15 protein-coding genes are annotated in these 19,948 nt (G+C 73.1%); 3 read left to right on the top strand and 12 right to left on the bottom strand.

Going from position 1 to position 19,948, the window contains the following annotated elements; all coding sequences use genetic code 11:
* Positions 1-11: 11 nt before the first annotated feature.
* Together ACIPSJ_RS12975 and ACIPSJ_RS12970 are read right to left on the bottom strand one after the other, a co-directional pair.
* On the bottom strand, positions 12-1,658 hold the full coding sequence (locus tag ACIPSJ_RS12975) for a TerD family protein (RefSeq protein ID WP_401345533.1): 1,647 nt from the start codon (positions 1,656-1,658) through the stop codon (positions 12-14).
* A gap of 137 nt (positions 1,659-1,795) precedes the next feature.
* Positions 1,796-2,392, bottom strand: coding sequence for a M48 family metallopeptidase (locus tag ACIPSJ_RS12970; protein ID WP_359220124.1), 597 nt, complete (start codon positions 2,390-2,392; stop codon positions 1,796-1,798).
* Positions 2,393-2,618: 226 nt separating this feature from the next.
* On the opposite strand from ACIPSJ_RS12970, the gene ACIPSJ_RS12965 reads away from it, so the two are divergent.
* Positions 2,619-3,824, top strand: a complete 1,206-nt coding sequence (locus ACIPSJ_RS12965) for a TOMM precursor leader peptide-binding protein (RefSeq protein WP_359220122.1) — start codon at positions 2,619-2,621, stop codon at positions 3,822-3,824.
* Complete coding sequence (locus ACIPSJ_RS12960; protein ID WP_401345531.1) at positions 3,817-5,250, top strand: ABC1 kinase family protein; 1,434 nt, start codon at positions 3,817-3,819, stop codon at positions 5,248-5,250. Before ACIPSJ_RS12965 ends, ACIPSJ_RS12960 begins: the two co-directional genes overlap by 8 nt.
* Before the next feature lie 9 nt (positions 5,251-5,259).
* On the opposite strand, the gene ACIPSJ_RS12955 is transcribed toward ACIPSJ_RS12960, so the two are convergent.
* The 5 genes from ACIPSJ_RS12955 to ACIPSJ_RS12935 all read right to left on the bottom strand — a co-directional run bounded on the left by ACIPSJ_RS12955 (position 5,260) and on the right by ACIPSJ_RS12935 (position 9,151).
* Positions 5,260-5,472 carry a hypothetical protein gene (locus tag ACIPSJ_RS12955; protein ID WP_359220117.1) on the bottom strand — a complete coding sequence of 71 codons (213 nt, stop codon included), beginning with the start codon at positions 5,470-5,472 and terminating at the stop codon, positions 5,260-5,262.
* Positions 5,473-5,606: 134 nt separating this feature from the next.
* Positions 5,607-5,933, bottom strand: coding sequence for a hypothetical protein (locus tag ACIPSJ_RS12950; RefSeq protein WP_355715807.1), 327 nt, complete (start codon positions 5,931-5,933; stop codon positions 5,607-5,609).
* Entirely contained in the window at positions 5,930-6,298 is a 369-nt protein-coding gene (locus ACIPSJ_RS12945; protein ID WP_355715805.1) for a WhiB family transcriptional regulator, read from the bottom strand. The genes ACIPSJ_RS12950 and ACIPSJ_RS12945 overlap by 4 nt, the downstream gene beginning before the upstream one ends.
* Positions 6,299-6,471: 173 nt before the next feature.
* Positions 6,472-6,789, bottom strand: coding sequence for a hypothetical protein (locus ACIPSJ_RS12940; protein ID WP_359220114.1), 318 nt, complete (start codon positions 6,787-6,789; stop codon positions 6,472-6,474).
* 163 nt (positions 6,790-6,952) lie between these two features.
* Complete coding sequence (locus tag ACIPSJ_RS12935) at positions 6,953-9,151, bottom strand: ATP-dependent DNA helicase UvrD2 (protein ID WP_401345528.1); 2,199 nt, start codon at positions 9,149-9,151, stop codon at positions 6,953-6,955.
* 177 nt (positions 9,152-9,328) lie between these two features.
* Between ACIPSJ_RS12935 and ACIPSJ_RS12930 the strand changes: the two genes are divergently transcribed.
* Positions 9,329-9,571 carry a mycoredoxin gene (locus tag ACIPSJ_RS12930; protein ID WP_355715799.1) on the top strand — a complete coding sequence of 81 codons (243 nt, stop codon included), beginning with the start codon at positions 9,329-9,331 and terminating at the stop codon, positions 9,569-9,571.
* Between the two features lie 65 nt (positions 9,572-9,636).
* Here ACIPSJ_RS12930 and ACIPSJ_RS12925 read toward each other — a convergent pair whose 3' ends face one another.
* From ACIPSJ_RS12925 to ACIPSJ_RS12905, 5 genes are all read right to left on the bottom strand, one after another.
* Positions 9,637-10,239, bottom strand: coding sequence for a class I SAM-dependent methyltransferase (locus ACIPSJ_RS12925; RefSeq protein WP_401345526.1), 603 nt, complete (start codon positions 10,237-10,239; stop codon positions 9,637-9,639).
* 11 nt (positions 10,240-10,250) lie between these two features.
* Positions 10,251-11,195 (bottom strand): NAD(+) diphosphatase, encoded by a 945-nt coding sequence (gene nudC, locus ACIPSJ_RS12920; protein WP_355715795.1) that lies wholly within the window; start codon positions 11,193-11,195, stop codon positions 10,251-10,253.
* A 155-nt stretch (positions 11,196-11,350) separates the two neighbouring features.
* The gene (locus ACIPSJ_RS12915; RefSeq protein WP_401345524.1) at positions 11,351-12,754 is read right to left on the bottom strand and encodes a dipeptidase; all 1,404 of its coding nucleotides are present in this window, start codon (positions 12,752-12,754) and stop codon (positions 11,351-11,353) included.
* Positions 12,755-12,764: 10 nt separating this feature from the next.
* Positions 12,765-16,343, bottom strand: coding sequence for a UvrD-helicase domain-containing protein (locus ACIPSJ_RS12910; protein WP_401345522.1), 3,579 nt, complete (start codon positions 16,341-16,343; stop codon positions 12,765-12,767).
* Between the two features lie 46 nt (positions 16,344-16,389).
* Entirely contained in the window at positions 16,390-19,683 is a 3,294-nt protein-coding gene (locus ACIPSJ_RS12905) for an ATP-dependent helicase (RefSeq protein WP_401345520.1), read from the bottom strand.
* Positions 19,684-19,948: the final 265 nt, after the last annotated feature.

The raw sequence follows: 19,948 nt of genomic DNA, 5'->3' as shown, positions 1-19,948 counted from the left end.
GACGGGCTCCCTCAGACCTCGTACGGCTGGACGACGATGAAGTTCCCGGGCGCGCCCCGGAACTGCAGGTTGACGCTCTCGCCGGTGTCGCCCGGGTAGGCGTTGCGGCGCATCCGGACCTGGCTGGAGACGATCACCTGGGAGGCCGCCGACCAGGCGACGATCGCGTTGCAGTCCGCGAAGGTCGTCGGGGTCACGGGCAGCACGACGGGCGTGCCGTGCGTCTTGACGACGATCGTGCCGGTGCCCTGGAACTGCATCGTGAACAGCGCGCCGCCGGGGATGCCGTGGCCCTCGACCCGGCGGACCTCGTACTGGAGGCTCTCGTCGAAGGCGAGGACGCTCTCGGCGGAGACGCAGATCGCGTCGCCCTGGAGCTCGATCGGGTGCAGGTGCGCGGAGTTCTCGGCGAGGAAGACCTGGCCGTGGCCGGTGCAGCGCATCAGCTGCATCTCCTGGCCGGTGGCGTTGCCCACGAGCCGGCCGGCGAATCCGGCACCCTTGTAGCTGAAGTCGACCTTGCCCTGGTAGAGCACCATGCTGCCCTGCCGGGCCAGCACCGGCTGCCCGCCCATCCCGAGGTCGACGCGGATGAGCTTGCTGTTCTGCGGGGTCCAGCGCTGCCCGGTGGGCGTCTCCTTGAACTTCTGGAGCGCGGCACCGACACCGGCACCGCCCTGCGGAGCGCCCTGCGGGACCGCGTAGCTCTGCTGGCCGGGAACCTGCCCGAACGGCGGCTGCTGGCCGTAGCCCGGGGGCGGGGTCGGGGCCTGGGGCGCCTGCGGGTAACCGGGCGGCGGGCCCGGAGTCTGCGGGGGCGCCGGGGGCTGGCCGTAGCCGGGCGGGGCGGGCGGCTGGCCGTAGGGCGCGGGGGCCGGGGACGGTGGCGGCACCATGCCGGGCGCGGGCGGGGTCAACGGGGCGATGACGGTGGGCGCATGGTGCACGTTCGAGGCCGGCACCGGGCCGGGGGCCGGCGGCGGGGTGAAGCCCTGGGGGGCGGGCGCAGGCGGCGGCGTGGGCGCGGGGGCCTGCGCGGGCGCGGACGGAGCTCCGAACGCGGGCGGCGCGAAGCCGGGCGCGGCCCCGCTCTGCGGCTGCTGCGGCTCCGGCGCGGCGGGCGCCTCCTCCTCCATCACCTCGCCGCCGAAGTTCTTCAGCAGCGCCTCCAGACCGCCGTCGAAACCCTGGCCGACGGCGGCGAAGCGCCACACGTCCTTCAGGTAGAAGTCGCCCAGCATCACGGCGCGTTCGGTGGAGAACTCCGCGCCGGTGAAGGAGTACCGGGCCACCTCCTCGCCGCCCGCGACGATCCGGATGTATCCGGGAGCGACCTGCGACATCTGGCCGGCGCCGTCGAGGGTCGCCGTGAACGCCAGCTTCTGGATCTGCGGCGGGATCCTGTCCAGCGTGATCCGGAAGGACTCCGTGTCGCCCGCCTGCGCGCCCAGCAGCTGGATGGACTCCTCGGGGGACTTCGGCTGGTTGAAGAAGACGAAGTAGCGGTCGTCCGAGAGCCGTTCGTCGGCGTCGAGGCCGAAGCAGCTGATGTCGAACGTCAGACCGGGCCCGGAGATCTGCACCCCTACGTACAGATCCGTGCCGGCCGTGAGGTCACTGATCCTGGCCTTGTGGCCGCGTTGGAATTCCCTGGCCATGCGTTACGACCGTCCCCCATCCCGAATGTGAGTGCGTCGCGTCAGGCTAACGGCTAACTCGGACATCGGAAGAAGTCGGTACAGACCCGGTACACAACCGCGCTCAGCGACCCAGGAGGGAGCGCTCCCGGGGCGTGTCACTCATCGCGCCCGCCGGGCACCGGGGGCAACCGGTCGGCGGCGACCACCCCTTCGAGATAGCCCCGGGCCCGCTCGGTCCGCGGATACGCCTCCAGGAGCCGCCAGAACCGGGGCCCGTGCCCCGGCACCAGCAGATGCGCCAGTTCATGACAGAGGACGTAGTCGACGACGTACTCGGGCATGCCCTGGAGCCGGTGCGAGAGCCGGATGCTGCCCTCGGCCGGGGTGCACGAACCCCAGCGGGTGTTCTGGTTGGTGACCCAGCGCACCGAGGCGGGGCGGGCCCGGCCGTCGAAGTACTGTTCCGACAGCCGCTGGGCGCGCTCGGCCAGTTCGGCGTCGCCCAGCACTCGCCTGCTCTCCTGGGCGGCGAGTTTGTTGAGCATGACGGTCACCCAGCGTTTCTCCTCCGCCTCGGACATCCGGGCGGGGATCAGCACGACGGTGCGATCGCCCTCGCGGTACGCAGAAACGGTCCGGCGGCGGCGGGCGCTCCTGCGTACCTCGATCGCGCTCACCCCCGGGCCGCTGGGCGGCTGGCTCGTCGTGCTGCGCTGTGGCTGTCCGGCGCGGTGCAGTGGGTCGGCGGGCACGCCCCGACGTTACCCGCTGCACATGCGGGAAGTCCCGGGTCCGGGACGGTTCGATGCCGATCCCCCACCATGCGTTTGATTTGTACGACGAATACCCACCGCCTGTGGACAACTTTCGGCACCCGCCGGGCGGCCCGGGCATGCTGGCACTCGTCGGCGGGGCGTGACCGGCTCCACCGGCAGACGGGGACGTTCCATGACCTTTCGACAGTTACGGGGGCCTGTCATGCATCCGTTGGTGAAGCCCGCGCTCCGGCGCGGCTGGCGTGATCTCAACACCGTGCAGTTCGGGATGACCCCGGCGCACGCGATGACCCTCGGGCCGATGGACACGGCGACCGGCAGCTTCCTGGACCTGCTCGACGGCGCCCGGGGGCTGGCGCTGCTGCGCGCGGAGGGGCGGCGCATGGACCTGCCGGACGGGCAGGTCGACGCGCTGGTGGAGCGGCTGTCGCGGGCCGGTCTCGTCGACGACCCGCACGGCGGCGGGCCGGCGGCGCAGGCGCTGCGCGCGAAGAAGGAGGTCCTGGACCGGCTGGGCCCCGATCTGGCCTCGCTCTCGCTGACCACTCCGGAGCCGGGCGGTGCGCTCGGCCGGCTGGCGGCCCGGCGTGCGCTGCGGGTGCAGGTGCGGGGTGCGGGCCGGGTCGGGGTCACGCTGGCCGCGCTGCTGTCGGGCGCGGGGGTCGGGGAGGTCGACGTGCGTGACGTGGGCCGGGTCCAGCCGTGGGACGTGGCACCGGGCGGACTCCCCGCGGAGGCGATCGGCGAGCGCCGGGACGAGGCCGCGCGCCGGGTCGTCCGCCGGGCGGCCCCGGACCGCCCGCCGCGCCGCCCGGACCCGGCGGCCGAGGAACCCGGCCTCTCCCTGGTGGTCGTCGCCCCGCGCGACGACGTCCTGGTGCACGCCCCGGACGCGCGCGCCGCCGAGCCGCTCATGGACGCGGGGACTCCTCACCTCTACACGGGCGTGGTGGAGGGCACGGGTGTCGTCGGGCCGCTCGTCCTGCCCGGCGGGACGGGCTGCGCCCGCTGTCTGCACGAGCACCGCACGGACCGGGACCCGGCCTGGCCGCGCCTGGTCGCCCAGTGGCGTTCCGGTCAGGCCCGCCGGGTGGGCGCCTGCGATCTGACGCTGGCGACGGCCGTGGCCGGGCTGGCCGCCGCACATGCCCTGGCCTTCCTCGACGGGGAGTCGCCGGCCGGTACAGGAGTGCGCTGGGAGGCGTCCGTGCCCACGCTGCACTGGCACGCCCGACCGGTATGGCCGCATCCCGCATGCCCGTGCGGCGCGGCGGAGAAAGCTAAGGGGGAACACTCCTCAACCAACGGGGACCGACACGAGACAATGGTGGTGCAACGGCCGTCGGCGGAGCGACGAGAGCACACGGACGCGGCGCGGCCGACTGGGACTTGGAGGGCGCATGTCTGATCTTCCCCGGAAGGCGGTCACCCGGACCGCCAAGCTCGCCGCGCTCCCGCTCGGCTTCGCCGGCCGGGCCACCTGGGGTCTGGGCAAGCGCATCGTGGGCGAGTCCGCGGAGATCGTCGGCCGCGAGCTGCAACAGCGCACGGCGGAACAACTCTTCAAGGTCCTCGGGGAGTTGAAGGGAGGGGCGATGAAGTTCGGGCAGGCCATGTCCGTCTTCGAGTCCGCCCTCCCGGAGGAGATCGCCGGCCCCTACCGGGCGGCCCTCACCAAGCTCCAGGACGCCGCGCCGCCGATGCCGACCCGCACCGTGCACGCGGTGCTCGCCGAACGGCTCGGGGAGGACTGGCGGGAGCTGTTCGTGGAGTTCGAGGAGAAGCCCGCGGCGGCGGCCTCGATCGGCCAGGTGCACCGTGCGGTGTGGCACGACGGCCGTGAGGTCGCGGTCAAGGTGCAATACCCGGGAGCGGGCGAGGCCCTCCTGTCCGACCTGGGACAATTGAGCCGTTTTGCCCGCTTGTTGGGTCCGCTGATCCCCGGGATGGACATCAAGCCGCTGATCGCGGAGCTGCGCGACCGGGTCTCCGAGGAACTGGACTACGCCCTGGAGGCGCAGGCCCAGACGGCACACGCGGAGGAGTTCGAGGACGACCCCGACGTGGTCGTCCCGGCGGTGGTGCACCAGTGCGAGCAGATCCTGGTCACGGAGTGGATGGACGGGATACCGCTCTCCGAGATCATCTCGGGGGGCACCCAGGAGCAGCGCGACCGGGCCGGTCAGCTGCTGGCCCGGTTCCTGTTCTCGGGCCCCGCTCGCACCGGCCTGCTGCACGCCGACCCCCACCCGGGCAACTTCCGTCTGCTGCCGGCCGAGCCGGAGGACGAGGAGGAGTGGCGTCTGGGCGTGCTGGACTTCGGCACGGTCGACCGCCTCGCCGGCGGGCTGCCCGCCCCGATCGGCGACTCCCTGCGGATGACGCTGGACGGCGACGCCGAGGCCGTCTACGAGCTGCTGTGCACGGAGGGGTTCGTCAAGGAGTCCATAGAGCTGGACCCGGACGCCGTCCTCGACTATCTGCTGCCGATCATCGAACCGGCCCAGGTCGACGAGTTCACGTTCACCCGGAACTGGATGCGCAGCCAGGCGGCCCGTATCGCCGACCCTCGCAACCCCGCCCACCAGCTGGGCAAACAGCTCAACCTGCCGCCGGCCTACCTGCTGATACACCGGGTGACCCTGAGCACCATCGGCGTGCTCTGCCAGCTGGGGGCGACGGTACGGCTGCGGGAGGAACTGGAGGTATGGCTGCCCGGCTTCGTGCCCGAGGACCTCGACGCGTACGACGAGTACGAGGAGTTCGCGGAGGCCGAGGAAGCAGAGGCGGCCGACGCGGCGGGGACGGCGGGGGCGGCCCTGGAAGCGCAGTAGGGGCGGGGGTCACCACCAGGGCGAGTCGAGCCGGCCCTCGATCGCGCGGAGGTTCTCCCTGGAGCAGGTGTCGCAGAAGAACTGGCGGACGCCGTTCTCCACGGAGCAGGTCCAGGTGGTGGGCTGGGGGCCGTCGGCCGGGGTGCCGCAGCGGGCGCACACGAGCGGGTGGGGCTCCGTGGCGGAGCCGCCGTGATCACTGCCTCCGGGAAGACTCGTCACCAGGCGACGATAACTCCGCGGCGCGGATCCGAGCGGACAACGCACCGCGGGGGCCGGTCCGTTCGGCCGGACCGGCCCCCGCGGGGAGCTTTCGCCTCCCGGGATCGGGAGGCCACCGCTTCAGGTGTGCTGGGTCACTGCATGACGGCCATGGCGAGCGCACGGCGGGCACGCATCGAGGCGCGCTCGGCCCTGCGCTGCATCCGGCGAGCGGTCACCAGGCGAACCGCCCGGCGTTCCCGCTCGGCCTCGTGCAGTCGCTCGTGCATATGCGCACGAGCCAAGGCTTCTGGGATGAGTTGCATCTCTCGGGTCCTGTTCTGACGCGAGCCGGTGGTGATACCGGCGGAGGTGAAGTCTGGAGTCGCGGAGCCCGCGGGCTCGCTGGTGGACGGCTTCATCGGGGCCTGCTTCTTGGGGTCGTGCGTGAGGGGGCGGTCGATCGTTCCGAGGATGTTCATGCCGTGACCGGGTTCTTGCGCGGACGGCCACGGGGCCGCTTGCGGGCGACGACGACACCCTGGACGAACAGCTCGCCACCCCAGACGCCCCAGGGCTCACGCCGCTCCTTGGCACCGGCGAGGCAGGCCTCGATCAGCGGGCAGGTACGGCAGAGGGACTTGGCGTACTCGACGTCCGCCGGCGTCTCGGCGAAGAAGACCTCCGGGTCGTAGGACCGGCAGGGGACGGGTACGCCGAGGTTCTCGATGGCGTCGTCGAGCGCGGTGAGCGCGGTGAGCGGGATCAAGGTGGAGTCCTCCGTGAGGCCGGGCGGGGGGATCGTTTCGGAAGGCGGTACGGACGGGGCGTGCGCTTCGAGTTGCACGGTTGTTCTTCCTCGTCTGGTCGTGCCGGTCGGGTTGGACCGGTTGGCGGCTGGTACCGGGTTCTGCTCTTGCCCCGAGGCCCCTTCGCTCCGCTCTCCCCGTTCGGGGAAAAACAGAAGGGCCGCGGATCCCGGATGGGGTTCCGCGGCCCTGAAGGCGCCGGCCTGATCGATCAGGCTGGATCACTCCAGGGTTCTGGCCCACGGAAGGCCCACATCAGGTGGTGCTGCGTCGTCTGCTTCCGGCTTCCGGCACCGGCTGCCGTAAAGGCATAGGCCTTGGCCTGTGCCGCTACTGCTTCCAGTGCCTCGGTCGGTCGCTCATCCCGCTCACTGACAGGAAGACCCGCGAGAGAAACGGAGGACGCCGGACGCACGGCAGAGATGCCGGACAGACCGGTGCCCAGGTTCGAGACGCCGAGCATGCACACGGAGACGGCCGAGAGATCGGTCATTTTGGCCGCGCTGATGTTGGTCTTGATGCTGATCACTGGACTCGCCTCCTCTCGGCGTCTAAGGGACTGGGGTTGAGCCAGTCCTTCGGATATGCAAGTACATCACGGAACCGGGCCTTCGAGAAGGCCGCCGCTTCCGTGCCTAGAACCTATGGGGATTGCTGGGGCATGCGCAAACTATTTTTTCGACGAGTTCTCATCAGTCGTCCGCCGGGTCTCCCCCGGGCTCCTGGCCTGCGCAGATGGCCAGAACATCGGCGCCGTAACGGTTGAGCTTGCGCATGCCGACGCCGGGGATGCGGGCCAGTTCGCGATCGTCGTCCGGAGCGCTCTCGGCGATGGCCATCAACGTCCGGTCGGTGAAGACGCAGAAGGCGGGCTGACCACTGAGCCGCGCCTGGTCGGCACGCCATTCGCGCAGCCGCTCGTAGAGCCCCTCGTCCATGTCGGACGGACAGCCGTCGCAGCGCATCAGCTTCATCTCACCGGCGTCGGTGAGGGTGCGCCCGCACACCCGGCAGCGGGCCGGGGTGCGTTGGGTGCGCCGGGGCGCGACGTGACCGGGGCCGCCGGAGAAGCCGCGTTCGACGCCCCCGGTGCCGGCGCCGCCACCGCGGCCGACGGTGCCGGTGGAGCCGGGCCGCAGGCCGTCCAGGAACCGGCTGGGCCTGCGGTTGGGCCGGCCGCCGGGGGTGCGGGAGAGGGACCAGGACACATACAGCCGTTCCCTCGCGCGGGTCACGCCGACGTAGAGGAGACGGCGTTCCTCCTCGATCTGTTCGTCGGTCTTCGCATAGGTGATCGGCATCATGCCCTCGGCGACCCCGACCAGGAAGACGGCGTCCCACTCCAGACCCTTCGCCGAGTGCAGCGACGCGAGGGTGACGCCCTGGACGGTCGGGGCGTGCTGGGCGTTGGCCCGTTCGTCGAGTTCCGCGACGAAGTCGGCGAGGGTGGCGGCCGGCCGGGCGGCGGCGACGTCCTGGGCGAGGTTGACCAGGGCGGCGAGCGACTCCCAGCGTTCCCTGACCGCGCCGGAACCGGCCGGGGGCGTGGTGTTCCAGCCCTCCCCGGAGAGGACCGCGCGTACCTGGGAGGGCAGGTCCACGGTGTCGTCGAGCAGTGCGTCGTTGCCGCCGAAGCGGGCCGCGGCGCGCAGGGCGACACCGGCCTTGCGCACCTCGGGCCGGTCGAAGAACCGCTCGGCGCCGCGCAGTTGGTAGGGCACTCCGGCGTCGGCCAGCGCCTGCTCGTAGGTCTCGGACTGGGCGTTGGTCCGGAAGAGCACGGCGATCTCGGCGGCCGGGACCCCGGAGTCGACGAGTTCCCGGATGCGGCGGGCGGCGCCCTCGGCCTCGGCGGGCTCGTCGGTGTACTCGGTGTGCACGGGCTCGGGTCCGGCGGGGCGCTGGGAGACCAGCTCCAGGCGGTGGTCGGCGGCGCGGCCGCGGGCCTGGGCCAGCAGCCCGTTGGCCAGGTGGACGACCTGGGGTGTGGAGCGGTAGTCGCGGACCAGTTTGACGACGGTGGCCCCGGGGTGACGGGTACGGAAGTCGAGCAGATGGTCGGGGGTTGCTCCTGTGAACGAGTAGATGGTCTGGCTGGCGTCGCCGACGACGCACAGGCTGTCGCGGTCGCCGAGCCACAGTTCCAGCAGCCGCTGCTGGAGCGGGCTGACGTCCTGGTACTCGTCGACGACGAAGTGCTGGTACTGGGCGCGGACCTGGTCGGCGATGTCGTGCCGGTCCTGCAGGACGGCGACGGTCAACAAGAGGACGTCCTCGAAGTCGATCACCGCGCGGTCGCGCTTGAGGTCCTCGTAGACCGAGTAGATCTGGGCGATCTCGGCCGGGTCCCGGGGGGACTCGCGGCCGGCCTTCGCGACGGCCGGCGCATAGTCGGCGGGGACGGTCTGGGTGACCTTGGACCACTCGATCTCGGCGGTGACGTCCCGCAGCTCGCCGCGGTCGAGGCGGATACGGCAGGCGGCGGCCGCGTCGGCGACGAGCTGGATCTTGCGGTCGACCAGTCGGGGCAGGGAGCCACCGATCGCTTTCGGCCAGAAGAACTGGAGCTGACGGAGCGCGGCCGAGTGGAAGGTGCGGGCTTGGACTCCCTGGGCGCCGAGCTGGCGCAGCCGGCCGCGCATCTCCCCGGCGGCGCGGTTGGTGAACGTGACGGCGAGCACGCTGGACGGCTGGAGGATGCCGGCCCGCACCCCGTAGGCGATCCGGTGGGTGATCGCGCGGGTCTTGCCCGTACCGGCTCCGGCCAGCACACACACCGGTCCGTGCAGGGCGGTGGCGACCTCGCGCTGCTCGGGGTCGAGCCCTTCGAGCACCGCGTCGGCCGACTCCGGTGCCTGCGGGAAGAGGGAGGAGTGCGTTGCTGCTGTCACACCGCCATGCTGCCAGGTCGCCGGAGACGGCTGCGCCGGTTGTCCACAGGCAGCCCCTCGCAGTCGTACTAATGCGGCAGGCGTCACTCGGGGCCGGTGCTGCGGGAATGGCGGACGGGTCGCGTACGTTCCTCTCCTGGACGAGCTTCCCCGACCTGCCGAAGGAGCGCGAGCGAGATGCAGGGCACTGTGACGATGTACAGCACCACGTGGTGCGGCTACTGCCGCCGGCTGAAGAGCCAGCTGGACCGCGAGGGCATCGCGTACACCGAGATCAACATCGAGCAGGACCCCGAGTCGGCCGCGTTCGTGGAGAAGGCGAATGGCGGAAACCAGACGGTCCCCACGGTGCTCTTCGCCGACGGCTCGACGCTGACGAACCCTTCGCTGGCCCAGGTGAAGCAGAAGGTCAACGCGTAGGTTTTCCTGCGACAAGGCGGTCCCTGGCTTGATCGGGGACCGCCTTCGCGCGTCTCAGCGCGTCGTCAGCGTGGTTTGTCCCACACCACCGTGTAGCGCCACAGCAGCCGACGCCGGTAGTGGCGTCCGGGGAGGCGATGGGCGGTGGACCGCTTGACCTCGCCCCAGTTCATGATCGGGTCCTCGACGGGCATGTCGGCCGGATTCTCCGCGCCGCCGTGCCGGGCCCTGGCCAGCAGGTTCGCGGGGATCCCGCAGCCGCTGATCACCCAGTCCAGGGTGGTGTGGTTGTCGGCCAGTCCGACGAGGACCAGTCGGCCGCCGGGCGCGAGCAGTTCCACCAGCCGGTCGATCGCGTCGTCGAACGGGGAGTGGTGGATGACGGCGACCGCGCTGACGAAGTCGTACCCGCCCTCGTCGAGGGAGGCGCCGCGGAGGTAGTCGCCCTCCACGAAGGTGGCGTTCCCGATGTCCCGCTTGCATGCCTGCCGGATCATCTCGGCCGACCGGTCCACGCCGGTCACCGTCTCCGCCCTGGCCGCGAGCCCGGCGGCCAGCAGGCCGTCGCCGCAGCCGACGTCCAGGGCGGCACGGCAGCCGTCGGGTACGGCGTCCAGCACCACGGGGTGGTAGTGGACGTTGTGGTTCCAGTAGGTCTCGGCGGTCATCGCGGGCCGTCTCAGACGAAGCTCCTCGTCGGCAGCGGCTTGCCGTACCACATCTCGATCAGGCGGGCCGCGATGGAGATGCCGTACGGCGGCAGGACGTCACCGGAGTCGAAGGCGGCGCCGAGTTCGTCGCGGGAGAACCAGCGGGCCTCGTGGATCTCGTCGCCGTCGACGTCGATGTCGGTCGTGGTCGCGCGGGCCATGAAACCGAGCATGAGGCTGGACGGGAACGGCCAGGGCTGGCTGGCGACGTACTCGACCGGGCCGACGGTGACGCCGACCTCCTCGGAGACCTCGCGGCGCACCGCCTGCTCGATGGACTCGCCGGGCTCGACGAAACCGGCGAGCGTGGAGAAGCGGCCCTCCGGCCAGTGGACCTGGCGGCCGAGCAGGATGCGGTCGTCCTCGTCGGTGACGGCCATGATCACGGCGGGGTCGGTGCGCGGGTAGTGCTCGGCACCGCAGGCGGGGCAGCGGCGGATGTGGCCGGCGGCGGCGATGACCGTGCGCTCGCCGCAGCGGGAGCAGAACCGGTGGGTGCGCTGCCAGTTCTCCAGGCCGACCGCGTGCACCATCAGGCCGACGTCACGGGGTGACAGCAGCAGCCCGGCCTCGCGCAGGCCCGCGGGCCGCGCGGACTGGTCGATACGACCGGGCAGGGCGTCCTTCTGGAGCGCGAAGTAGCTGACGCCGTCCTCGTCGGTGCCGAGGAAGTAGCGGTGTGCCTCGGTGAGGGGGGCCTCGAAGGAGGGGGTCATGACGAGTTCGGTGCGCCCGTCGGGCGTCTCGTCGATCAGGACCTGGCCGCCGGAGACCACGAAGCAGCGGGTGTCGGGGTGGCTCCACGCCGCCGCGAGCCAGGCCTCGTCGAGCCGGTGGTGGGCGGCGCGGTCGATGCCGCTCGGGGCGGTGAGCGAGATGGGTCGGTCGGCGGTGTGGTCGGTCCAGGTGGTCACGGGTGCTTCCAACTCCCCCAGTGCAACGGTTGTTTCAGCGGGCGGTTCAGCGGGACGATGGGCGGGAGGAGACCGGGTCGGGCGGGGGCGGTGCGGGCGGGGCGGTTCTCCCAGTGTGCCCCGCGCGCGGTGCCGCTCCGGACGGCGCCGACGGCTCAGGGGGCATGGCGCCAGTTCTCCGCGAGGTCACCCCACAGGTAGGCGCTGGTCTCGACGCCCTTGAGGAGAAGGCCCAGGTCGACCTTCTCGTTCGGGGCGTGCCAGCCGTCGGAGGGGACGGAGATGCCCAGGAAGAGGACGGGGGCGGCGAGGACGTCCTGCAGATCCGCGGCGGGACCGGAGCCACCCGAACGGGTGAATCGAATGGGGCTCTCGAAGGCGCGGCCCATGGCGCGGGCCAGTGACTGGAGGCCGGGGTGGTCGAGCGGGGTCAGGCACGGGCGGGTGGCGGGCAGGAAGGTGATCTCGGCGCGGATCCCGGCCGGGATCCGGTCGGCGGCCCAGGCGCGGACGATCTTCTCGATGTGGTCGGGCTCCTGCCCGGCGACCAGCCGGAACGACAGCTTCAGCAGGGCCGAGGACGGGATGATCGTCTTGCTGCCGGGGCCCTGGTAGCCGCCGCCGATGCCGTTGACCTCGGCGGTGGGGCGGGCCCAGATGCGCTCCAGGGTGGTGTGCCCGGCCTCGCCCTCGGTGGCGTACGAGTGCGCCTCGCGCAGCCAGCCCGACTCGTCGAAGGGCAGCTCGGCCCAGAGCTGCCGCTCCCGGTCGCCGAGCTCGACGATGCCGTCGTAGAAGCCGGGGATCGCCACGCGCGCGTGCTCGTCGTGCAGGGCGGCGACCAGGCGGGCGGCGACGGTGGCCGGGTTGGGGACGGCACCGCCGAAGGCACCGGAGTGGATGTCCTGGTCGGGGCCGTGCAGGACGATCTGGCACTCGGCGAGCCCGCGCATGCCGGTGCACACCGTGGGGGTGTCCTCGGACCACATGCCGGTGTCCGAGACGATCACGGCGTCGGCGGCGAGCCGCTCGGCGTGCTGCTCGACCAGCGCCCGGAAGTGCGGGGAGCCGGACTCCTCCTCGCCCTCGATCAGCAGCTTCAGGTTGACCGCGGGGGCGGTGCGGCCGGTGGCGGCGAGGTGGGCGCGGACGCCGAGTGTGTGGAAGAACACCTGGCCCTTGTCGTCGGCCGCCCCGCGCGCGTAGAGGCGGTCCTCCCGGACGACCGGCTCGAAGGGGTCGCTGTCCCAGCCGTCCTCGCGGGCGGCGGGCTGCACGTCGTGGTGGCCGTAGACGAGGACCGTGGGTGCCCCGGGGTCGCCCGCGGGCCATTCGGCGAAGACGGCCGGGGCGCCCGGTGTCTCCCAGACCTCGGCGGTCGGGAAGCCGGTCTCCGTAAGCTTGGCGGCGAGCCAGTCGGCGCTGCGGCGTACATCGGGGGCGTGGTCGGGCTGGGCCGACACGGACGGGATGCGCAGCCATTCGGCGAGGTCGGCGAGGAAGGCGGCCCGATGCTGCTCGATGTACGTACGGACAGCGCTGTCCGGGGTCTGGCTCATGGTCACGAGCCTATCGGCCCGGACCGACATCCTCGGCGGGCTGTTCGTCACACTCAGCTTGTCCGACGATCAGCCTTTCCAGTCCGGCCCGGTCCGGCAGCCCCTCCGGTCGTTCGATCTCGCCGGTACGGACATGCACGAACGCGGCCGTGACCGACTCGGGCGGCACGCCCTGCTGCTCGGCCCAGCCGATCCGGTAGATCGCCAGCTGGAGCGGGTCGGCGGGCCGGGTGCGGCTGGTCTTCCAGTCGACGATCTCGTACGTCGCCCCGTCGCCCTCTCCTGTCCGGTAGACCGCGTCGATACGGCCCCGGACGACCCGGCCGGCGAGGGAGAGCTGGAAGGGGGCCTCGACGCGGTAGGGCGTGCGGTGGGCGTACTCGGTGCGTTCGAAGGCCTCCTTCAGGGCTTCGAGGTCCCGCTCGTCGGCGATCTCCGCGTCGCTGCCGGGCAGCTCGTCGGGGTCGAGCATGGGCAGCGTGAGTTCTTCGAAGCGCGCCTCCACCCAGGCGTGGAACCGGGTGCCCCGGCGCGCGGCCGGTTGCGGAGCGTGCGGCATGGGGCGCGCGAGTTCCTGCGCGAGCCCGTCCGGGTCCTCCGCCAGCCGCATCAACTGGGTCGCGGAGAGCGCGGCCGGCAGCGGGACGTCCGTGACGCTCCGGCGGGCGCGCAGCAGCTCACCGGCGAGCGCGTCGAGGTCACGGTCCCAGGAGGCGATGGCGCGGGCCTCCTCGGGGGTGAAGCGGGCCGCGGGGACGGCCTCGGAGGTGAAGCGGGCCGCGGGGGCGGGGACGGCCTCGGCGGTGGGGAGGGCGCGCTCGTGCTCCGGCGCGCGCGGGGGCGTGGGCTCGGCGGGCGCCGCCTGGTGCGGGACCGTGGGGCGGTCGGTGCTCCAGGAGTCCCAGTCGGCGGAGTCCTCGTCCGGGAGGCCGTCCTCGTAGGGGGCGGCTTCGCCATGGGGGACGTCATCGCCGTAGGAGAGGTCATCGCCGTAGGGGACGTCCTCGTCCTCGGGCGGCGGGGGCCAGTCCGGGTCCTCGTGGGCGGTGGGGTCGTGGTCGGCGGGGGCTCCTCCGTCGGTTTCCGCCGTGAGCGCGTCCAGGTGGGCGAGGACGGTCTCGGCGGCCGCGCGGCGGCGGGCCAGGGCGGCGGCGTCCAGAGGCAGCGGCCACACCTGGTCGGCGCTCGCCTCGTGCAGGGCCGGGTTCTCCTCGTCCTCCTCCGGTTCGTCGGCCCAGGCCTCGATCTCGCCGTGTCCGGCGGCACTGTGCTCGTACAGGGCCCGGAGGAAGTCGGAGGGGCCGCGCGGCTTCTTCTGGTTGGGGCCCCACCAGTGGCCGGAGCCGAGGAGCAGGGAGCGGGGGCGGGTGAAGGTCACGTAGCCGAGGCGGAGTTCCTCGGTGTGCTGGTGGTCCTTCATGGCCTCGTGGAAGGCCTTCATGCCGCGCGAGTCCCAGGCCTCGACGTCGGGCAGGGTGTCCCCGTCGCCGCGCAGGGCGTGCGGGAGCACCTTGGCCTGGGCGGTCCACTTCTCGCGGCCCTGGCTGCTCGGGAAGGTGCCCTTGACCAGTCCGGGGACGGCGACGACGTCCCACTCCAGGCCCTTGGACTTGTGCGCGGTGAGCACCTTGACGGTGTTCTCGCCGCCGGGCAGGGCGTTGTCCAGCCCCTTCTCGTACTGGGCGGCGGTGCGCAGGAAGCCGAGGAAGGCGAGCAGGGTCGCCTCCTGGTCTCCGGCCGCGAAGGAGGCGGCGACGTCCAGGAAGTTGGACAGCGTCTCGCGGCGACGGGCGGCCAGCGCGTGCGGGGACGCCGACAGCTCCACCTCCAGGCCGGTGACCGCGAGGACCCGGTACAGGACGTCCATCAGCGGGTCGGACAGCGAGCGGCGCAGCTCGCGCAGTTCGGTGGCCAGGCGGGCGAAGCGCACGCGCGCGTCCGGCGAGAACGGCAGCCCGTCGTCCGCCTGCTCGATGTCGAGCGGCAGCTCCAGGAAGGTGTCGAGGGCGTCCGCGAGCGATATCACCTCGGCGGGGTCGACCCCCTCGACGGCCTCGGCGAGCCGGCGGTCCGGGTCGTCGGCGTCGCCCACGCGCGCGTGGGCGACCAGCAGTCGGGCACGGCGGCCGAGGAGGGCGAGGTCGCGGGGGCCGATGCGCCAGCGCGGGCCGGTGAGCAGCCGGACCAGGGAGGCGTTGGCCCCGGGGTCCTGGAGGACCTCGCAGACGGCGACGAGGTCGGCCACCTCGGGCAGGTGCAGCAGCCCGGACAGGCCGACGACCTCCACGGGGACGTCCCGGGCGACGAGGGCGCCCTGGATCTCCGCGAAGTCGGTGGCCGTCCGGCACAGGACCGCGATCTCGCCGGGTGCCGTGCCGGTGCGGACGAGGTGGGCGACCGAGTCGGCGATCCAGGCCATCTCCTCGGCGTGGGTGCGCAGCAGGGCGCAGCGGACCGTGCCGTCGCGTTCCGCTCCCGGGGCGGGGCGGAGGGCCTCCACGCCCGCGTGCAGGGCGCGCAGCGGCTCGGCGAGGCCGTTGGCGAGGTCGAGGAGGCGGCCGCCGCTGCGGCGGTTCTCGCTGAGCGCCCGGCGGGTGGCGGGGCTGCCGTCGGCGTGGGCGAAGTGCTCGGGGAAGTCGTCGAGGTTGGCGACGGAGGCGCCGCGCCAGCCGTAGATGGCCTGGCAGGGGTCGCCGACCGCGGTCACGGGGTGGCCGGTGCCGCCGCCGAACAGGCCCGACAGGAGCACGCGTTGGGCGACCGAGGTGTCCTGGTACTCGTCGAGGAGGACGACCCGGAACTCCTCGCGCAGCAGCCGGCCCACCTCGGGGAGGCCGGCCAGTGCCGCGGACAGCGCGATCTGGTCGCCGAAGTCGAGCAGGTCCCGCTCGCGCTTGGCGGACCGGTAGCGGTGGACCAGTTCGGCCAGTTCACGGCGGGCGGCGGCCGTCTCGGGCACCTTGCGCAGGTCGGCGTTGCCGAGCCGGACGCCCGCGAGGGTGTTCAGGAGTCCGGCGTCCCAGGTGCGCAGGTCCTCGGGGCGCACCAGGTGCTCGGCGAGTTCGGAGTCGAGGGTGAGCAGGTCGCTGACCAGGTCGGCGAAGGAGCGGGTGAGGGCCGGGTAGGGGCCGGGGGCCTCGCGCAGCACGCGTGCGGCCAGCTGGAAGCGGGTGGCGTCGGCGAGCAGCCGGGAGGTCGGCTCCAGGCCGATGCGCAGGCCGTGGTCGGTCAGCAGCCGGCCCGCGAAGGCGTGGTACGTGGAGATGGCGGGCTCGCCGGGCGGGTTGTCCGGGTCGATCGCGTCGGGGTCGGTGACGCCCGCCTTGACGAGTGCCTTGCGGACGCGTTCGGCGAGTTCGCCGGCCGCCTTGTTGGTGAAGGTCAGGCCGAGGACCTGTTCCGGGGCGACCTGCCCGGTGCCGACCAGCCAGACCACGCGGGCCGCCATCACCGTCGTCTTGCCCGACCCGGCTCCGGCCACGATCACCTGCGGGGCGGGCGGCGCGGTGATGCAGGCCGTCTGCTCCGGGGTGAACGGGATACCGAGGAGCTCCTTGAGCTGCTCGGGGTCGGTGATGAGGGCGGGCATGAGGAAAAAGGCTAGCGGCGGGCACTGACAATCGAGGAACCAGCGCTCACTCCACCACGTGCCGCCCCTCCGGCCGCGCGCTGCACGAGGCCCGGAAGGCGCAGTGCGTGCAGTGCTGGCCGGTGGTCGGGGTGAACCGTTCGTCGAGGACCTTGCCGGCGGCGGTGGCCAGCAGCTCGCCGACCCACTCCCCCTCCAGCGGCTCCTGCGCCTGCACCTTGGGCAGGGTCTCGCCGCCGTCGCGCTGGGGGGCGCCCTGTCTGAGGTGGACCAGTTCGGCGCCGCCGGGTTCGGGCCGTACACCGCCGAAGGCCTCGTCCACGGCGCCCTCGCGGACCGCGAGCTGGTAGACGGCGAGCTGCGGGTGCCGGGCCACCTCCGCGGCGCTGGGCGCCTGCTTGCCGGTCTTGAAGTCGACGACGTACGCGCGGCCCTCGCCGTCCGCCTCCACCCGGTCCATCTGGCCGCGGATGCGGACCTCGTAGTCGCCCGTCCCGAGGGTGACGTCGAAGTCCTGCTCGCTGGCGACCGGGGTGCGTGCGGTGCGGTCCAGGACGTGCCACTTCAGGAAGCGTTCGAGTGCCACGCGCGCGTTGTCCTTCTCCTGGGCCGACTTCCAGGGGGCGTCGAAGGCGAGCGCGTTCCACACCGACTCCAGGCGCTCCATGAGGACGGCGAGGTCGGCGGGGGTGCGTCCGGAGGCGACCTCGTCGGCGAGGACGTGCACGACGTTGCCGAAGCCCTGGGCGGTGGTGGCGGGCGCGTCGGCCTTCACCTCGCGGCCCAGGAACCACTGGAGGGAACAGGTGTTGGCGAGCTGGTCGAGGGCGCTGCCGGACAGCACGACGGGCTGGTCCCGGTCGCGCAGCGGCACCTTGCTCTCGGTGGGCTCGAACATGCCCCACCAGCGGTAGGGGTGGGCGGACGGCACCAGGGGGCGGCCGTCCTCGTCGGCGAGCGCGGCCAGCCGGGCCAGGCGGCGGGCGGCGGCCTCCCGGAGGGCGTCGGACGCGCGCGGGTCGACCGTGGTCGCGCGCAGCTCGGCGACCAGGGCGGCCACGGAGAGCGGGCGGCGGGGCCGTCCGGTGACGTCCTGGGGTTCGACGCCCAGCTCGGTGAGGAACCGGGAGGGCTGGTCGCCGTCGTCCGCGGGGGCCTTCACGGCGGTGACGACGAGGCGTTCTCGCGCGCGCGTGGCGGCGACGTAGAACAGCCGGCGCTCCTCGGCGAGCAGTGCGCCGGGGGTGAGCGGTTCGGCGAGTCCGTCGCGGCCGATGCGGTCGGCCTCCAGGAGCGAGCCGCGGCGGCGCAGGTCCGGCCAGAGGCCCTCCTGGACGCCGGCGACGACGACCAGGCGCCATTCCAGGCCCTTGGAGCGGTGCGCGGTCATCAGGCGTACGGCGTCGGGGCGCACCGCGCGCCCGGCGAGGGTGTCGGCGGCGATGTCCTCGGCCTCGATCTCGGCCAGGAAGTTCAGCGCGCCCCGGCCGCCGCTGCGCTCCTCCGCGCGGGCGGCGGTGGCGAACAGGGCGCACACGGCGTCCAGGTCACGGTCGGCGTTGCGGCCGGCCGCGCCGCCGCGCCGGGCGGAGCGTTCCAGACGGGAGGGCCAGGGTGTGCCGTTCCACAGGACCCACAGCGCCTCCTCGGCCGTACCGCCGCCCGCCAGGCGCTCCCGGGCCCTGCCGAGCAGGGCGCCGAGCCGCTGCGCACCGCGCGCGTACCCGGGGTCGTGGACGGCGAGGCGCTCGGGTTCGGCGAGCGCCCGCGCGAGCAGTTCGTCCGAGGGTGGCGGGAGCGCGTTGCCGGCCGCCCGCTCCTCGTCGCGCAGGGCGCGGCCGAGGCGGCGCAGGTCGGCCGCGTCCATGCCGGCGAGCGGGGAGGTGAGCAGGGTGAGCGCGGTCTCGGTGTCGAGCCAGCAGGCATCCTCGTCCGCGTCCTGCGCCGCTTCGGCCTCCGCCACCGCGCGGAGCGCCGTCAGCAGGGGCGCCACCGCCGGCTCGTGGCGCAGCGGTACGTCCTCGCCGTCGATGTCCAGGGGCACGCCGGCCGCGGTGAGGGCGCGGCGGACCGTGGGGATGGTGGCGGATCCCGCGCGGACCAGGACGGCCATGTCGCTCCAGCGGACACCGTCCTCCAGGTGGGCGCGGCGCAGGATGTCGGCGATGTTGTCCAGCTCGGTGCCGGACGTCGGGTACGTGTACACCTCGACCCGGCCGTCGTCCCGCGCGGCAGCCGGCTCGCGGTGGGCGCGCACCTGGGCGGCGGGCAGCCGGGTCAGCGGCATCCGCCGGGTCAGCAGGCGGGTCGCGGCCAGCAGGCCGGCACCGGCCCGGCGGGAGGTGCGGAGCACCTCGACGGGGGCGGGGCGGCCGTCCACGCGCGCGAAGGCCGACGGGAAGTCCAGGATGCCGTTCACGTCGGCGCCCCGGAACGTGTAGATCGACTGGTCCGGGTCGCCGAACGCGACCAGGGTGCGGCCGCCGCCGGCCAGTGCCTGCAGCAGGCGCACCTGGGCGGGGTCGGTGTCCTGGTACTCGTCGACGTACACGGCGTCGTACCGCCCCGCGAGGTCCAGGGCGACCTCGGGGCGGTGGGCGAGCAGCACCGCGCGGTGGACGAGTTCGGCGTAGTCGAGGACGCCCTGCAGGTCGAGGACGTCGAGGTACTCGGCGAGGAAGGCGGCCGCGGCCCGCCAGTCGGGGCGGCCGATCCGGCGGGCGAAGGCGTCCAGGGCGGCCGGGTCGAGGCCCAGTTCGCGGCTGCGGGCGAGGACCGCGCGGACCTCGTCGGCGAAGCCCCGGGTGGTCAGGCAGGCGCGCAGTTCGTCCGGCCAGCGGACATGGTCGAGCCCGAGCCGTTCCAGGTCGGGCTGGCCGGCCAGCAGCTCGCGGACGGTGACGTCCTGCTCGGGGCCGGACAGCAGCCGCAGCGGGTCCACGAACAGGCCGCTGTCCTGGTGCGCGCGGATCAGGGCGTAGCAGTACGAGTGGAAGGTGGTCGCCCGGGGCGCGCGGGCGGCACCCACCCGCAGGGCCATGCGGTCGCGCAGCTCTACGGCGGCCTTGCGGCTGAAGGTCAGCACCAGGATCCGCTCGGGGTCGTCGCCCCGGGCGATCCGCGCGGCCACCGACTCGACCAGGGTGGTGGTCTTTCCGGTGCCGGGGCCCGCGAGGACGAGCAGCGGGCCTGATCCGTGGTCAACCACTGCGCGCTGTGCCGCGTCCAGAGGAGGGGGATCCATGCCGGCCGGCGGGGTACGGACCAGTCGGTAAGCGCCACGGCTCCCCTGCCGCACCGGGAGGTGCGGCAGGCGCTTGGTGGAGGAAGAGGAGCTCACGTGGTTCGCCGGTCCTGGTGGGTGTGCTGGTCGGTGCGCGGTCGCGCGTGCGGAGTGGTGGCCGCGGGGTGAGCGGGACACGCGCAGCCGACGCTACGCCGACGAACCGGACGGAAGCAGGGCTTCCGATTCTTCCCGTCCGCCTCGGGCGGCACCTACGCCCCCCGCGGCACCCGCGCCCCTCATCTCACGAACGTACGTCATGCCACGGACGTCCCCGCTGTCCCTCGTACGGGCCACCGGTTCCCCCCGAAGGCCTCGGATG

The organism is Streptomyces sp. NPDC090088, assembly GCF_044747345.1.
In the GTDB taxonomy this organism is placed as follows: Bacteria; Actinomycetota; Actinomycetes; order Streptomycetales; family Streptomycetaceae; genus Streptomyces.
Note: the sequence above shows the minus strand (reverse complement) of the source record. Positions and strands in the feature narration are given on the sequence as shown.

Excerpts from the sequence above, each read along its gene's own strand:
- ACIPSJ_RS12975 (WP_401345533.1), bottom strand. The coding sequence starts at position 1,658 with ATGGCCAGGGAATTCCAACGCGGCCACAAGGCCAGGATCAGTGACCTC.
- ACIPSJ_RS12965 (WP_359220122.1), top strand. The coding sequence starts at position 2,619 with ATGCATCCGTTGGTGAAGCCCGCGCTCCGGCGCGGCTGGCGTGATCTC.
- ACIPSJ_RS12960 (WP_401345531.1), top strand. The coding sequence starts at position 3,817 with ATGTCTGATCTTCCCCGGAAGGCGGTCACCCGGACCGCCAAGCTCGCC.
- ACIPSJ_RS12950 (WP_355715807.1), bottom strand. The coding sequence starts at position 5,933 with ATGAACATCCTCGGAACGATCGACCGCCCCCTCACGCACGACCCCAAG.
- ACIPSJ_RS12930 (WP_355715799.1), top strand. The coding sequence starts at position 9,329 with ATGCAGGGCACTGTGACGATGTACAGCACCACGTGGTGCGGCTACTGC.
- ACIPSJ_RS12925 (WP_401345526.1), bottom strand. The coding sequence starts at position 10,239 with ATGACCGCCGAGACCTACTGGAACCACAACGTCCACTACCACCCCGTG.
- ACIPSJ_RS12915 (WP_401345524.1), bottom strand. The coding sequence starts at position 12,754 with ATGAGCCAGACCCCGGACAGCGCTGTCCGTACGTACATCGAGCAGCAT.
- ACIPSJ_RS12910 (WP_401345522.1), bottom strand. The coding sequence starts at position 16,343 with ATGCCCGCCCTCATCACCGACCCCGAGCAGCTCAAGGAGCTCCTCGGT.